Source organism: Variovorax sp. MPBD4-3 (genome assembly GCF_058809745.1).
In genome coordinates this window covers 1-14,408 of record NZ_JBXASW010000020.1, presented here as the reverse complement: position 1 = coordinate 14,408, position 14,408 = coordinate 1, and the positions used below count along the sequence as shown (strand labels likewise).

General features: G+C 67.2%; 12 protein-coding genes. 3 read left to right on the top strand and 9 right to left on the bottom strand.

The features are described 5' to 3' along the window. Positions 1 to 31 precede the first annotated feature (31 nt). The 3 genes from AC1RVW_RS14460 to argA all read right to left on the bottom strand — a co-directional run bounded on the left by AC1RVW_RS14460 (position 32) and on the right by argA (position 3,136). Positions 32 to 1,042 carry a DUF3829 domain-containing protein gene (locus AC1RVW_RS14460; RefSeq protein ID WP_493200654.1) on the bottom strand — a complete coding sequence of 337 codons (1,011 nt, stop codon included), beginning with the start codon at positions 1,040 to 1,042 and terminating at the stop codon, positions 32 to 34. 91 nt (positions 1,043 to 1,133) lie between these two features. Further along, positions 1,134 to 1,772 carry a LysE family translocator gene (locus AC1RVW_RS14455; protein WP_106934624.1) on the bottom strand — a complete coding sequence of 213 codons (639 nt, stop codon included), beginning with the start codon at positions 1,770 to 1,772 and terminating at the stop codon, positions 1,134 to 1,136. A gap of 17 nt (positions 1,773 to 1,789) precedes the next feature. Next, positions 1,790 to 3,136: an amino-acid N-acetyltransferase gene (argA, locus tag AC1RVW_RS14450; protein ID WP_081270528.1), complete on the bottom strand. Its 1,347-nt coding sequence runs from the start codon at positions 3,134 to 3,136 to the stop codon at positions 1,790 to 1,792. Here argA and hrpA point away from each other — a divergent pair. Beyond that, positions 3,135 to 7,118 (top strand): ATP-dependent RNA helicase HrpA, encoded by a 3,984-nt coding sequence (gene hrpA / locus AC1RVW_RS14445; protein ID WP_493200651.1) that lies wholly within the window; start codon positions 3,135 to 3,137, stop codon positions 7,116 to 7,118. The genes argA and hrpA overlap by 2 nt on opposite strands. Positions 7,119 to 7,190: 72 nt before the next feature. Here hrpA and AC1RVW_RS14440 read toward each other — a convergent pair whose 3' ends face one another. The 6 genes from AC1RVW_RS14440 to lptF form a co-directional block, all read right to left on the bottom strand. Continuing rightward, positions 7,191 to 7,349, bottom strand: a complete 159-nt coding sequence (locus AC1RVW_RS14440; protein WP_013541242.1) for a DUF3309 family protein — start codon at positions 7,347 to 7,349, stop codon at positions 7,191 to 7,193. A 126-nt stretch (positions 7,350 to 7,475) separates the two neighbouring features. Next, positions 7,476 to 8,642, bottom strand: a complete 1,167-nt coding sequence (locus tag AC1RVW_RS14435) for a pyridoxal phosphate-dependent aminotransferase (protein WP_493200649.1) — start codon at positions 8,640 to 8,642, stop codon at positions 7,476 to 7,478. Positions 8,643 to 8,803: 161 nt separating this feature from the next. Continuing rightward, entirely contained in the window at positions 8,804 to 9,745 is a 942-nt protein-coding gene (locus tag AC1RVW_RS14430) for a CysB family HTH-type transcriptional regulator (RefSeq protein ID WP_007832298.1), read from the bottom strand. A 62-nt stretch (positions 9,746 to 9,807) separates the two neighbouring features. Next, a complete protein-coding gene (locus AC1RVW_RS14425) occupies positions 9,808 to 10,194 on the bottom strand; it encodes a sirohydrochlorin chelatase (protein WP_493200647.1) in 387 nt (128 codons plus the stop codon). After that, positions 10,191 to 11,303, bottom strand: coding sequence for an LPS export ABC transporter permease LptG (gene lptG / locus AC1RVW_RS14420; protein WP_081270532.1), 1,113 nt, complete (start codon positions 11,301 to 11,303; stop codon positions 10,191 to 10,193). Before lptG ends, AC1RVW_RS14425 begins: the two co-directional genes overlap by 4 nt. Continuing rightward, positions 11,300 to 12,424 (bottom strand): LPS export ABC transporter permease LptF, encoded by a 1,125-nt coding sequence (lptF, locus tag AC1RVW_RS14415; protein WP_106934620.1) that lies wholly within the window; start codon positions 12,422 to 12,424, stop codon positions 11,300 to 11,302. The genes lptG and lptF overlap by 4 nt, the downstream gene beginning before the upstream one ends. A gap of 21 nt (positions 12,425 to 12,445) precedes the next feature. Between lptF and AC1RVW_RS14410 the strand changes: the two genes are divergently transcribed. Continuing rightward, positions 12,446 to 13,933 (top strand): leucyl aminopeptidase, encoded by a 1,488-nt coding sequence (locus AC1RVW_RS14410; RefSeq protein ID WP_285410264.1) that lies wholly within the window; start codon positions 12,446 to 12,448, stop codon positions 13,931 to 13,933. Continuing rightward, entirely contained in the window at positions 13,930 to 14,370 is a 441-nt protein-coding gene (locus tag AC1RVW_RS14405; protein ID WP_081270535.1) for a DNA polymerase III subunit chi, read from the top strand. Before AC1RVW_RS14410 ends, AC1RVW_RS14405 begins: the two co-directional genes overlap by 4 nt. The last annotated feature ends 38 nt before the right edge of the window (positions 14,371 to 14,408 follow it).

Genomic DNA, 14,408 nt, shown 5'->3' with positions numbered 1-14,408 from the left:
GCCCGGGCCGCCGATGGCGGCCGGCAGGGCTTCAGCAGAGCGGGTGGTTGAACTGGCCGATCATGTTGGCGAAGTTCTGGTTGTAGCGGTTGGCCGAGTTGACGATGCTGGAGCTGCGCATGTGCGCCGGCAGCCGGGCCATCGCACCGCTTTCCTTGCGCTTGAACACGCCGTCCTTGATGTCCTTGGCCATCGAGCGCGACTGGCCGATGAACTCGTTGATCTTCAGCATGCCGCCGTCGCAGACCTTGCCGCTCTTGGCCGACTGCTCGCCCATCTTCCTGCTCCAGCCCTCGGCCGACTGCGCCACCAGCGCCAGCGAAGCCTCGAAGGCAGCCAGCGCCTTGGGGTCGTTGGGCGATTCGAACAACGCATTGGCGTCGGCGTGGTTGAGCTTGCCGTGGTAGATGAGCCCGGCGCGGTAGTAGGCGGCGGTGTCTTTCGGAGCCTTCTCGAAGGCCTCCTTGGTCAGCGCCCGGTCGCGGGCGCTCAGGCCGTCGTCGAACGCGGCCTCGGCCTTCGCGACGGTGGTGAGCGCGGCCAGGTAGTCGGTGTTCATCTGGCGGGCCTTGTCGCCGTTGTCGGCAAGGTAGCCCTTGGAGTTGGCATAGTTGTTGAGCTCGCGGCTCAGCGGCGAAAGCACCTTGAGCGCGGCGGAAAACGCCTTGGCCGATTCATCGATCTCGGGCATCGGGGCGCCGATGGCCGCGGCGGTGTCGAGCTTCTTCGCCGAGCGGTCGATCAGGATGTCGTTCTGGATGCGCAGGCTGGTCAGCGGCGCCTTGGCCTGCAGCAGCGGAACCTGTTGCGCGACGTATTCCTCGCGCGCCTGCTGGAAGGAGGTGCGCAGGTTGTTCGATACGTCGACGTAGATGTTGTATTTCTCGATCTGCTGCTGCTCGGTGTCGGCGGGCGCGGCTTTGGCCTGCGGGGCCGCGCCTGTCCTGTCGGCCGGTGCCGTCTTGTCGCCGCAGCCGGCCAGCAGTGCCGATGCCGCGAAGAGCGACGCGCCCAGGGCAGTTTTCCAGTTCCAGTGATTCATTCTTTCTTCTCCTCCGTTAAAAAGAAACGCGCAGACATGCCTGGCCGGCAGGGCCGGCCAGGCGGGAACATTGGGGGGGCGGCAGGGGCGCTCAGGCCGCGCTGCGCCGGTAGAAGGCCAGCGAGCCGGCCAGCGCCAGCAGCATGCCGCCGCAGGCGCGGTCGATCCAGCGGGTGGCCGACACGGTCAGAAGCCGGATCGCGCGGGCGCCGACGAAGGCATAGGCCAGCATCACGGCCATGTCCAGGCCCGCGAATATCAGCGCAATGATCAGGTACTGCGGTGCCTGCGCAGCCGAAGGATCGATGAACTGCGGCAACAGCGCCGAGCAGAAGATGTAGCCCTTCGGGTTGGTCACCGCCACCAGGAAGGACTTGAAGAAGATCCGGCGGCTTTCGCCCGCCGTCACCGATGCGGCGGCATCGGCCGTGGGCAGGTGCAAGCCGCCCTTGGAGCGCAGCATGCGCAGGCCCAGCCATGCCAGGTACGCCGCGCCGACCCACTTCAGCATCGAGAACCAGAACTCCGACGCCGCCAGCAGCGCGCCCAGCCCGAGCGCCACGGCGCCCACCAGCACGAAGTCGGAAAGCACCGCGCCGAGCATGCCCGGCAGTGCGCGCCGCACGCCGTGCCGCGATCCGTTGCTCAGCGCCAGCAGCACCGTGGGGCCGGGCGTGGCGATGGCGGCGAAGGCCACGATGGCGAACAGCAGGGCGGTGGCGAGCGTCATCGTGGGTCTCCTTCGCGTCAGATCTTCTTGACAAGAACCTGGCTCTTGCGGTCCCAGTTGTACTTGCGCTTGCGGGCCTCGGGCAGCCAGTCGGGGTTGACCTGCTGGAAGCCGCGCTTGAGGAACCAATGCATGGTGCGCGTGGTGAGCACGAAGATGCTGTCCAGGCCCATGGCCTTGGCGCGGTGCTCGATGCGCTTGAGGATGCGTTCGCCGTCGCCCTGCGACTGCGTATGCGGCGACACCGTGAGCGCGGCCATCTCGGCGGTGCGCTCCTCGGGGTAGGGGTAGAGCGCCGCGCAGCCGAAGATCACGCCGTCGTGCTCGATCACCGTGTAGTGGCCGACGTCGCGCTCGATCTCGTTGCGGTCGCGCTTGACCAGCGTGCCGTCGCGCTCGAAAGGCTCGATCAGCTGCAGGATGCCGCCGATGTCGTCCACCGTGGCCTCGCGCAGGCTTTCGAGCTTCTCGTCGATCACCATGGTGCCGACGCCGTCGTGCACGTAGACCTCGAGCAGCAGCGAGCCGTCGAGCGCGAACGGCAGGATGTGGTTGCGCTCCACGCCGGCCTTGCAGGCTTTCACGCAGTGCTGCAGGTAGAAGGCCGTGTCCGTCGGCTTCTGCGGCGGCGGCAGCGAGGCGAGCAGCTTTTCGGCGGCGTCCAGCGGCAGTTCGGTGTCGATGGGGTTGTCTTCGCTTTCTGGCAGCTCGCTGTCCATGCGGATGCCCGGGATCTCCGTCAGGAAGATCAGCTTGTCGGCCTGCAGCGAGATGGCCACGCTGGTGGCGACTTCTTCCATCGTCAGGTTGAAGGCCTCGCCGGTGGGCGAGAAGCCGAAGGGCGACATGAGCACCATCGCGCCGAAGTCGAGCGTGCGGCGGATGCCCGCCGCGTCCACCTTGCGCACCAGGCCCGAATGCTTGAAGTCGACGCCGTCCACCACGCCCACGGGGCGCGCGGTGATGAAGTTGCCGGAGATCACGCGCACCGTCGAGCCGGCCATCGGCGTGTTCGGCAGGCCCTGGCTGAAGGCGGCCTCGATCTCGTAGCGCAACTGGCCGGCGGCTTCCTGGGCGGAGTCGAGCGCCACCTCGTCGGTGATGCGGATGCCGTGCGAGTACTTTGCCTCGTGGCCCTTGGCCGCGAGCTGCTCGTTGACCTGCGGGCGGAAGCCGTGCACCAGCACGATCTTGACGCCCATGCTCTGGATCAGCGCGAGGTCTTGCGCGATGTTCTGCAGCTTGCCCGCCGCGATCGCCTCACCCGCCAGCCCGACCACGAAAGTCTTACCGCGATGCGTGTGGATGTAGGGCGCGACCGAGCGGAACCAGGGCACGAAGGTGAAATTGAAGACGGTGGACATGGGGCGTGATTGTGCATTCATGAAAAGGCGTTTGCCTGACCTGGCCGAAGTCGGGCGGCCACGCCCCGCTCGCACCGATAATCGACGGTTTGCCCGCCGCGCCGGTTCCGACGACTGTTTCCCCTTGACGACCTCGACACCCCTTCGCATCGAATTCCCCGAATCGCTTCCTGTCTCGGGCAGGCGCGACGAGATCATGGCCGCCATCTCGGCGCACCAGGTCGTGATCGTGTGCGGCGAAACCGGCTCGGGCAAGACCACGCAGCTGCCCAAGATCGCGCTCGCCCTGGGGCGCGGCAAGCTCAACGCCGAGCCCGGCAAGGGCCGGCTGATCGGCCACACGCAGCCGCGACGCATTGCCGCCAGTTCGGTGGCCAAGCGCATCGCGGAAGAACTGAAGACGCCGCTGGGCGACGTGGTCGGCTTCAAGGTGCGCTTCCAGGACCGCCTGTCGCGCGATGCCTCGGTCAAGCTCATGACCGACGGCATCTTGCTGGCCGAGACGCAGACCGACCCGCTGCTGAAGGCCTACGACACGCTCATCATCGACGAGGCGCACGAGCGCTCGCTGAACATCGACTTCCTGCTGGGCTACCTGCGCGAGATTCTTCCGCGCCGGCCCGACCTGAAGGTGATCGTCACCTCGGCCACCATCGACGCCGACCGCTTCGCCCAGCATTTCGCCTCGGCCAAGGGCCCGGCGCCGACCATCATGGTGTCGGGCCGCACCTTCCCGGTGGAGCAGCGCTACCGCCCGTTCGAGGAGTCGCGCGAGCACGACCTGAACGACGCCATCGCCGATGCGGTCGACGAGCTCTGGCGCGACCCGCACAACGCGGGCGACATCCTGGTCTTCCTGCCCGGCGAGCGTGAAATCCGCGAGGCCGCCGACCACCTGCGCCGCCACGTCAGCCACCAGCCGCTGTTCCGCAGCGCCGAGGTGCTGCCGCTGTTCGCGCGGCTGTCGGGCCCCGAGCAGGACCGCATCTTCGAAAGCCACAACGGGCGGCGCATCGTGCTGGCCACCAACGTGGCCGAGACCTCGCTCACGGTGCCGGGCATCCGCTACGTGATCGACACCGGCACCGCGCGCGTCAAGCGCTACAGCTTCCGCAGCAAGGTCGAGCAGCTGCTGGTCGAGCCGATCAGTCAGGCCGCCGCCAACCAGCGCGCGGGGCGCTGCGGGCGGGTGGCGAACGGCATCTGCATCCGCCTGTACGACGAGAAAGACTTCGAAGGCCGCCCGCGCTTCACCGATCCGGAAATCCTGCGTTCGTCGCTGGCCGGCGTCATCCTGCGGATGAAGTCGCTGCGGCTGGGCGACGTGGCGCGTTTTCCGTTCCTCGAGGCGCCGTCGCCGCGCGCGATTGCCGACGGCTACCAGCTGCTGAACGAACTCGGCGCGGTCGACGACGCCAACGAACTCACGCACACCGGCGCCGAGCTGTCGCGGCTGCCGCTCGACCCGCGCGTGGGCCGCATGATCCTGGAAGCCCGCGCGCGCGGTGCGCTCGAAGAAGTGCTGATCATCGCCTCGGCCCTCAGCGTGCAGGACGTGCGCGACCGGCCGATGGACGCGCAGCAGCAGGCCGACCAGGCGCACTCGAAATTCGACGACGAGAAAAGCGAGTTCAGCGGCTACCTGCGGCTGTGGAAGTGGATCGCCGACGTGCGCGGCGGCCACGGCGACACCCACAAGCTCAGCAACCGCCAATACGAGCAGCTGTTGCGCCAGAACTTCATCAACATCCGCCGCGTGCGCGAATGGCGCGACATCCACTCGCAGCTGCTCACGGTGGTCACCGAGCACAAGTGGCGCCTCAACGCCGAGCCCGCGGGCTACGAGCCGCTGCATCTGTCGATGCTCGCCGGCCTGCTGGGCAACGTGGGCTGGAAGCTCGAGGACGACGAGGCGTACCTGGGCGCGCGCGGCATCAAGTTCTACAAGCACCCTGGCGCGCACCTGAAGAAGAAGCCGGGCCGCTGGATCGTGGCGGCCGAACTGGTCGAGACCACGCGGCTCTTCGGGCGCGGCATTGCCAACATCGAGCCGCAGTGGCTCGAACAGGTGGCGGGGCATCTGCTGAAGAAGCAGCTGCTCGACCCGCACTGGGAGAAGAAGGGCGCGCAGGTCTCGGCGCTGGAGCGCGCCACGCTGTACGGCCTGGTGGTCTACAGCGGGCGGCGCGTCGACTTCACCAAGGTCGATCCGGTCGCGGCGCGCGAAATATTCATCCGCGAGGCGCTGGTGGGCGGGCAGTGGGAAAGCAAGTTCCCTTTCCTCACGGCCAACCGCAAGCTGGTGCGCGAGGTCGAGGGACTGGAGCACAAGTCGCGCCGGCAGGACGTGCTGGTCGACGACGAGCTGATCTTCGCCTTCTACGACGCGCAGCTGCCCGCCGACGTGGCGAGCGGCATCACCTTCGAGAACTGGTATCGCCACGCCTCCAGGGAGCAGCCGCGCCTGCTTTACCTGACGCGCGACGAGCTGATGCGCCATCAGGCGGCGGGCATCACGACCCAGTCGTTCCCGCCGACGCTGCGCCTGGGCGGCGTGGATTGCGCCGCGAGCTACCTGCACGAGCCGGGCGACGCGAAGGACGGCCTCACGGTCAGCGTGCCGCTGTTCGTGCTCAACCAGGTGAGCGAGGAGCGCTGCGAGTGGCTGGTGACGGGCATGCTCAAGGACAAGATCCAGGCGCTGCTCAAGAGCCTGCCGCAGCGCCCGCGTTCGCGGCTGGTGCCTTTGCCCGAATCGGCCGGCAAGCTGGCGGAAGAGTTGTCCGCGCCGGAGCTGTTCGGCACCGGCTCGCTGACCGACGTGCTGCTCAAGCGCGTGCGCGACATGACCAGCATCGACGTCAAGCGCGCCGACTTCAAGCTCGACATGCTGCCGCCGCATCTGTTCATGAACCTGCGGGTGATCGACGAGCACGGGCGGCAGTTGGGCATGGGGCGCAATCTTGGTGCGCTGAAGGCCGAACTCGGTGCGCAGGCGCGCGGCGCGTTCCAGGCGCTGGCGGGGCTGAACGTGAAGGCGTCGCCGGACAAGAAAGAATCAGCCTCGCCGGACCAGGGCTCCAGGGCCCCAGCCAAGGCTGCCAGCGCACCCTCCGCCGCCGCGTTGCCGGCCGGCCAGCGCTACACGGGCTGGACCTTCGGCGAACTGCCCGAACTGATGGAAGTGCGGCGCGGCTCGCAGTCGCTGATCGGCTTCCCGGCGCTGCGCGACGAAGGGGACGCCGTGACCATCGAGGTGTTCGACGAGCCGGCCGTGGCCGCCGCCAAGCACCGCGCCGGCCTGCGTCGCCTGTTCGCGCTGCAGCTGAAAGACGCGCTCAAGTACCTCGAGAAGAACATCCCGGACCTGCAGAAGATGTCGGTGGCGTACATGCCGCTGGGCACGTCGGAGGAGCTGCGCACCCAGATCATCGACGTGGCGATCGACCGTGCCTTCCTGCAGGAGCCGCTGCCGACCGACGAATTCGCGTTCAGGAAGCGGCTCGACGAAGGGCGTGGCCGGCTCACGCTGATCGCGAACGAAGTGGCGCGGCTGGCCTCGGCCATCCTCGTCGAATACGCCGCCGCGGCGCGCAAGATCAAGGACACGAAGATCCAGCCCGACGCGGTGCAGGACGCTGCGCAGCAGCTGCAGCGGCTGGTCGGCAAGCGCTTCATCGCCGATGCGCCGTGGACGCAGTTGCAGCACTTCGCGCGCTACCTCAAGGCCATCGTGCTGCGGCTCGACAAGCTGCGCGCCGACCCCGCGCGGGACGCCGCGAAGCTCGCCGAACTCAAGCCGCAAGACCAGCGCTACTGGCGCCTGGTGGCCGAGCGCAAGGGCGTGGTGGACGACCGCATGCTCGAGTTCCGCTGGCTGCTGGAGGAACTGCGCGTGAGCTTCTTCGCCCAGGAACTGCGCACGCCGCAGCCGGTGAGCGTGAAGCGGCTGGACAAGGCCTGGGCGCAGCTGCAGGCCTGAGCGCCGAGGGGCGTCGCGGTGGACGAAAAAAAACCCGCGGATGCGGGCTTTTTCTTCATGGGCCGGTCGTGCCTATATGCGTCCCATGAGCACGAGGATGACGACGATCAGCACGATCAGGCCTACGCCGCCGCTGGGACCATAGCCCCAGGACCGGCTGTAGCCCCAGCTCGGCAGCGCGCCAATCAGTATCAGGATCAGGACGATCAGCAGAATGAACGAGAGCGACATGTTTTCTCCAGGGCGTTGTTGTGATGAGCCTTCATGCTCACCCCGCCATGTCTCGCGGGGCGCCGGATAGCCGCCCCTTCGGTGGTCAGCCAACGTCCTACCGCTGCTGTCGGCGCTCTGCAGGCGTCAGAGTCGCGCGAGCCGCTCCAGGGCCGAGAGCAGCGTCTCGTCCTTCTTGGCGAAGCAGAAGCGCACCACGCGCTGGTCGAAGCCGTTGCCGTAGAACGCCGACAGCGGGATCGCCGCCACGCCGATCTCGCTCGTGAGCCAGAGGCAAAAGTCGGCCTCCGAAAGCTCGCTCACCGCCGAGATGTCCACGCACTGGAAGTAGCTGCCCTCGCTGCGCAGCAGCCTGAAGCGGGTTTTCTCGGCCAGGCCGGCGGCGAACAGGTCGCGCTTGCGCTGGTAGAAGGCGGGCAGCTCGAGGTAGGGCGCGGGCTCGGCCATGTAGCGCGCGAGCGCATGCTGCATCGGCGTGTTCACGGTGAATACGTTGAACTGGTGCACCTTGCGGAACTCGGCCATCAGCGGCGCGGGCGCCGCCACGAAGCCGACCTTCCAGCCGGTGACGTGGTAGGTCTTGCCGAAGCTGCTGACGATGAAGCTGCGCGCCGCCAGGCCCGGGAAGCGCGCCACGCTCTCGTGGCGCGCGCCGTCGAACACCATGTGCTCGTAGACCTCGTCGCTGATCACGAACACGTCGGTGGGCGCGAGCAGTTCCTCGAGCTTGCGCATCTCGGCCGCGGTCCAGACCGTGGCGCTCGGGTTGTGCGGCGTGTTGATGATGATGGCGCGCGTGCGCGGCGTGAGCGCGGCGGCGATCTTGTCGAAGTCGGGGCGGAAGGTGCCGGGGATGAGCGGCACGCGCACCACGCTGCCGCCGGCCAGCTCGATGTTGGGCACGTAGCTGTCGTAGCAGGGCTCCAGCACGATCACCTCGTCGCCCGGGCGCACCACGGCCAGGATGGCCGTGATGATGGCCTGCGTGGCGCCGGCGGTGACGGTGATCTCTGTGGCCGCGCTGTAGCCGTGGCCGTAGAGGGCAGAGATCTTGGCGGCGATGGCCTCGCGCAGCGCCGGAATGCCCGGCATCGGCGGGTACTGGTTGTGGCCGGCGGCCATGGCCGCCGTCACGTCCTCGAGCAGCTTCGGGTCGCAGTTGAAATCCGGAAAGCCCTGGCCGAGGTTGACCGCGTTCTTCTCGGCCGCCAGCGTCGACATGACCGTGAAGATGGTGGTGCCGACGGAGGGCAGCTTGGTGCCCACTTCGGGCGTGCGCGGGGACGTGCTCATGATGTTCGTGATTTTTTTCAACTGTTGTTCAGCATGCCACTTGCTCGTCGCTGCCCCTTCCGGAAACACCGCGGAACCGGCTTTGCCGGGCCGCTGGTGTTGCCCCCGGAAGGGGGATGGCGAAGCGACACGAAGTGCGCGAAGCCTGGGGGTGATCCTGTTTACAGCTCGTAGTCTTGTTGGTGGCCGCTTAGGGCTTTGGCGATCAGGTTGCGGTCGAGGCGGTCGGAGAGCAGCTCGGCGAACTTGAAGACGAAGTTGCGCAGGTAGGCGCTGCGCTTGAAGGCGACGCGGGCAATATTCTGGCCGAACACATGGCCCATGGGGCGCACCACGAGGTCGGCGTTCGACTCGTCCCGCACCGCCATTTCGGCCACGATGCCCACGCCAAGGCCGAGGCGCACGTAGGTCTTGATCACGTCGGAGTCGATGGCTTCGAGCGCGATGCGCGGCGTGAGCTTCTTCTGCGCGAAGGCGTGGTCGATGCGCGTGCGGCCGGTGAACGACGGGTGGTAGGTGATGATCGGCTCGCTGGCCAGGTCTTCGAGCGAGATGCGCTCCTTGGCCGCCAGCGGATGGTCCTTGGGCAGCACCAGCACGTGCTGCCATTCGTAGCAGGGCAGCGTCACCAGTTCGGCATAGCCGTCGAGCGATTCGGTGGCGATGCCGATTTCCGCGATCTCGTCGATCACCATGCGCGCCACCTGGTCGGGCGAGCCCTGGTGCAGGCTCACGTTGACCTTCGGGTAGGCCTCGCGCAGGTTGGCCACGGGCACCGGCAGCACGTAGCGCGCCTGGGTGTGGGTGGTGGCGATGGAAAGGGTGCCGCTGTCCTGCGCGCTGAACTGCTCGCCGATGCGCTTGAGGTTGCCCACCTCGCGCATGATGAGCTCGATGCTGGCAATGACATGCTGGCCCGGCTCGGTCACGCGCTTGAGCCGCTTGCCGTGGCGCGCGAAGATTTCAACGCCCAGTTCTTCCTCGAGCTCGATGATGGCCTTGGAGACACCGGGCTGCGAGGTGTGGAGCGCCTTGGCCGCCTCGGTGAGGTTCAGGTTGCGCCGCACGGCTTCCTGAACAAACTTGAACTGATGCAGATTCATATCAAATTCCGTCTTATTGCGGAATTCATTATGCCTTCGGAATCTATCGAAATTGCCGGAATTCAGCTTTTGATAGCAATTTTGGCCAGCAGGTCGACCAGTTCAGGCTCTTCGCCCACGATCCGGGCCAGCGAGATGTCGATGGCGGGCCAGCGCTGGCGCAGCGCCTCGACCTGCACCGGCAGGTCTTCGCGGGCGTGCTTGCCCATGCCCAGGAACAGCGGAACGAGCCGGACGGAAGTGGCGCCGGCGGTCACCAGGGCCGCCACCGCGGTGGGGAGATCGGGCGCGGCCAGCTCCATGTAGGCGCAGGCGACCAGCGCGTCCGGCGTGCGGCTGGTCACGCGCGCGGCCACGGCCTCGATGGGTTCGCGCCAGCGCTCGTCCCGCGAGCCGTGCGCCAGCAGCACGATGCCCTGGACCTGCCTTCCTCGTGCCTGCGCCGTCATCGCCGAAGCACCAGCCAGCTGAATGCCGTCAACGACATCACCGAATAGATCAGCCCAGGCGCCGCCGCCGTGAGCCACGGAGACCAGTTGCCAAGGTTGCCCAGGTAGCCGAACACGTTGTTCAGCAGGAAGAAGCTGATGCCGATCATCACGCCGCCGAACACGTAGGTCGTGATGCCGGCCTGGCGGAAGTGCAGGTAGGCGAAGGGCAGGGCGAGCACCACCATCACCAGGCACGACAGCGGGTAGAACACCTTGCGCCAGAACTCGATCTCGTAGCGCTGGGCGGTCTGGCCGTTGGCGTCGAGGTGGCGGATGTAGTCGAACAGGTCGATCGTGCTCATGCGGTCGGGGCGCAGCAGGGCGACCGACACCATCTCGGCGGTCAGCGAGGTCGGCCAGTTCAGCTCGGGGAGCTTGGTGCTGACGATGTGGGCCTGGTCGGCCGAGCCCTGCGTGTCGTACTTCTGCTGGTCGACGTCGGAGAGGATCCAGTGGCCGTCGTCGCTGATGCGGGCGGAGGCCGCGAGCGTCTGCGTCTTGATGTAGCCCTTGTCGTCGAACTCGAAGATGCGCGGGCTCTTGAGCGCGCCGCCGCGGTCGATGGCCAGCACGTTCACCGCGTACGAGACATCGCCACGCTTTTCCTTGAGCCACGCGCCGGTATTGCCCGCCAGCGAATAGGTGCCCTGGTAGCGCGCCTTGAGCAGTTGCCCGGTGCGCTCCGAGTTCGGCGCCACGTAGTCGCCGACCGCGAAGGTCAGCACCACGAAGCTCAGGCCCAGCAGCAGCAGTGTGCGCAGCGCGCGCCAGGGGCCCAGGCCGCTGGTGCGCAGGATGGTGTATTCCGAGCTCTGCGCGAGCCGCGCCATCACGAAGATGGAGCCGATCAGCACGGTGATGGGCAGCAGCTCGTACAGGTGGCTCGGGATCAGCAGGGCGACGTAGATCAGCGCCTGCAAGGGCCCGTAGTTCAGGCTGTCCGGCTTGCCGATGGACTGCAGTTCATCGACGAAGTCGAAGAAGAAAAAGAGGCTCAGGAAGCCGAGCGTCACGAACGCGACGGACTTCAGTACCTCCACATAGATCAGGCGTCGTATCGTTTTCACGCGGTGGGTTCGATCTTGGGTGTGGTCGCGGGCGCGGCGGCGCCGGCCTTCCTGGCGCGGCGGCCCCAGTTGTTCTGGCGCGCGCTCAACCACGCGAGGTTGATGAGGAGCACGCCGCCGTGCAGCACGAGCATGAAGCCGCCCATGCTGAAGCGGCCCGAGCTGATCCAGCTCTGGCCCAGGTTGAGCATGTTGTAGTAGATGACGAAGGCGAACAGCGCGAGCAGCAGGTTGCCGCTGCGCCCGACACGCGGATTGGCGCTGGAGACGTTCAGCGCCAGCAGCACGAAGTTGATGGCCGTCAGCAGCATGCCGATGCGCCAGGCGAGTTCGCCCCTGCTCATGTCGCTCGGGTCGGTCAGCAGCGACAGCGTGGTGCGGGCGCGCGAGGGCGTGGCGTCGTTCGTGAGGCCGTCGCTGCCGCCGGCGCGGGTGCCGTACGTCTTGAATTCGCTGATCTTCAGGCCGGTGTTGGCCATCGGCTGTTCCAGGCGCTGCCCGTTGTTGAGCAGCAGGTAGCGGGAATCGCCGATGTTCTCGATGCTGCCGCTGCGCGCCGAGGTGGTGATCTGCATGTTGCGCTCGACCGACCAGATGAAGACGTTGGTGGCCTTGGAGTTGTCCGGCGTTTCCTTGTCGATGAAGAACACCCGCACCCGGCCCGCGGATTCGCGGAATTCACCGGGCGCCACGCGCTCGATGTCGCTGCGCTGCTCGTACTGCTTGCGCATGCCGATGGTCTGCGAGTTGGCCCACGGCCAGCCGACCAGCGCCATCACCGCGATCAGGATCAGCACCGGCCAGGCGAAGCGGAACAGCGGCTGCACGAAGTCCATGAGGCCGCGGCCGCTGGAGAACCAGATCACCATTTCGCTGTCGCGGTACATGCGCGAGAGCGTGCCGACGATGGCGATGAACAGGCTCAGGCTCAGGATGGTCGGCATGTAGCCGAGCACCGTGTAGGCCATGACCAGGAACACCTCCTGCGGGTTCACACTGCCCTTGGACGCGAGCCCGAGGGTACGGATGAGCATCATGGTCATCACGATGGTGACCAGAACCACGAGGGTCGCTCCGAAGCTGCGGGACAGCTCCTTGCGTAGGGAAGAATGGAATAACATCGTTCGAGGAAAAAAAGGATTATGGACTTTCAACTCAAGACCCTCACCGTCGCCCAGGCTGCAGCCGAGAAATCCGATGTCCTGATCGTGCTCGTCGGCAGCGCTCCCCTCGCCACCAAAGACCCGCTTTCCGTGCTGGCAGCCAGTGCCCGCAAGGCCGGAGACCTGCCCGACAAGGCGGGAAAACTGCTCACGCTTTACCGTCCGGACGACGTCGTGGCGGCCCGCGTGGTGCTCGCGGCCATCGGCGACGGCAAGCCCGGCTCGGTGCGCAGCGGCGTCGCTGCGGCGGTGAATGCGGCCAAGGCCCATGCGCCCAAGCGGGTGGTCCTGGTGTTTGCGCAGCCCGCGGACGGCGCGGCGGTGGCTTGCGCCGTCACGGCGGCGGCCGACGCCAGCTATGTCTACACCACCACCAAGTCGAAGGCCGAGCCGCGCAGCATCCGGCAACTGACGGTCGGCGTGAATGACGCAACGGCTGTTACCGGCGCTTTCAACGATGCCCGTGCCACCGTGCTGGGCATCGAGCTGGCCAAGGAGTGGGGCAACCGCCCCGCCAACCACGCCACGCCCACGCTGCTGGGCGAGGCCGCCAAGGACCTGGCCAAACTGCCGAAGATCAAGTGCGAGGTGCTGGGCCCGAAGGAAGTCGAGAAGCTCGGAATGGGCTCGTTCATGGCCGTGGCGCAGGGCTCGGCCGAGCCGCTGCGCTTCATCGTGCTGCGCTACCAGGGCGGCCCCAAGGACCAGGCCCCCGTGGTGCTGGTGGGCAAGGGCATCACCTTCGACACCGGCGGCGTCTCGCTCAAGCCGGCGGCCGAAATGGACGAGATGAAGTTCGACATGTGCGGTGCCGCGAGCGTGCTGGGCACTTTCCGCGCGCTCGGCGACATCCAGCCCGCGATCAACGTCGTCGGCCTGATCCCGTCGTGCGAGAACATGAACGACGGCCGCTCGGTCAAGCCGGGCGACGTGGTCACCAGCATGAGCGGCCAGACCATCGAGGTGCTCAACACCGACGCCGAGGGCCGCCTGATCCTGTGCGACGCGCTCACCTACGCCAAGAGATTCGATCCCGCCGCGGTGATCGACATCGCCACGTTGACGGGCGCCTGCGTGGTGGCGCTGGGCGGCGTGCGCAGCGGCCTGTTCTCCAGCGACGAAGCGCTGGCCGCCGCGCTTGAAACCGCCGGCGAAGCCTCGCAGGACCGCTGCTGGCGCCTGCCGCTCGACGACGACTACGCCGAGGGCCTCAAGAGCAACTTCGCCGACGTGGCCAACATCGCGGGGCGTGCCGGCGGTGCCATCACCGCGGCCAAGTTCCTGCAGCGCTTTGCCGGCGACTTCGCCTGGGCCCACCTCGACATCGCGGGCACGGCCTGGAAGAGCGGGGCGGCCAAGGGTTCGACCGGACGGCCGGTGGGGCTGCTGGTGTCGTACCTCACGAGCCGTGCCGCCGCTAACGCGCAGGCCAAGGCGCCGGCCAGGAAGGCCCGGTCCGCCAAGTGACGGAAATCGGCTTCCACTACAACGCGCCCGACAAGCTGAACTACGCCTGCCGGCTGGTTCGCAAGGCCGTCAATGCGCGCGGCCTGCGCGTCGTGGTGGTGGGTGACGCGCGCGCGCTCGACGTGGTGGATGCCGCGCTCTGGCAGCTCTCGCCGGTCGACTTCGTCGCGCATTGCCGCGGTGACGCGCCGGCCCACGTGCTGGCGCGCACGCCCGTCGTTCTTTCTTCCGACGGCGCCGACGTGGCGACGTTGCCGCACCGCGAGATGCTGGTGAACCTCGGGCTCGAGGTGCCGGCCGGCTTCGAGCGCTATGAGCGCCTCATCGACATCGTGAGCGACGAAGGCAACGACCGCCAGGTCGGCCGCTCGCGCTGGCGCCACTACGCCGACCGCGGCTACGCCATCCAGCCGCACGACTTCGCAAAGAGTTCCTGACATGGCCAGCACGCTGCGCACCCCGCCCCGTTTCGTTC

Excerpts from the sequence above, each read along its gene's own strand:
- AC1RVW_RS14460 (WP_493200654.1), bottom strand. The coding sequence starts at position 1,042 with ATGAATCACTGGAACTGGAAAACTGCCCTGGGCGCGTCGCTCTTCGCG.
- AC1RVW_RS14455 (WP_106934624.1), bottom strand. The coding sequence starts at position 1,772 with ATGACGCTCGCCACCGCCCTGCTGTTCGCCATCGTGGCCTTCGCCGCC.
- hrpA (WP_493200651.1), top strand. The coding sequence starts at position 3,135 with ATGGGGCGTGATTGTGCATTCATGAAAAGGCGTTTGCCTGACCTGGCC.
- argA (WP_081270528.1), bottom strand. The coding sequence starts at position 3,136 with ATGTCCACCGTCTTCAATTTCACCTTCGTGCCCTGGTTCCGCTCGGTC.
- AC1RVW_RS14440 (WP_013541242.1), bottom strand. The coding sequence starts at position 7,349 with ATGTCGCTCTCGTTCATTCTGCTGATCGTCCTGATCCTGATACTGATT.
- AC1RVW_RS14435 (WP_493200649.1), bottom strand. The coding sequence starts at position 8,642 with ATGAGCACGTCCCCGCGCACGCCCGAAGTGGGCACCAAGCTGCCCTCC.
- AC1RVW_RS14430 (WP_007832298.1), bottom strand. The coding sequence starts at position 9,745 with ATGAATCTGCATCAGTTCAAGTTTGTTCAGGAAGCCGTGCGGCGCAAC.
- AC1RVW_RS14425 (WP_493200647.1), bottom strand. The coding sequence starts at position 10,194 with ATGACGGCGCAGGCACGAGGAAGGCAGGTCCAGGGCATCGTGCTGCTG.
- lptF (WP_106934620.1), bottom strand. The coding sequence starts at position 12,424 with ATGTTATTCCATTCTTCCCTACGCAAGGAGCTGTCCCGCAGCTTCGGA.
- AC1RVW_RS14410 (WP_285410264.1), top strand. The coding sequence starts at position 12,446 with ATGGACTTTCAACTCAAGACCCTCACCGTCGCCCAGGCTGCAGCCGAG.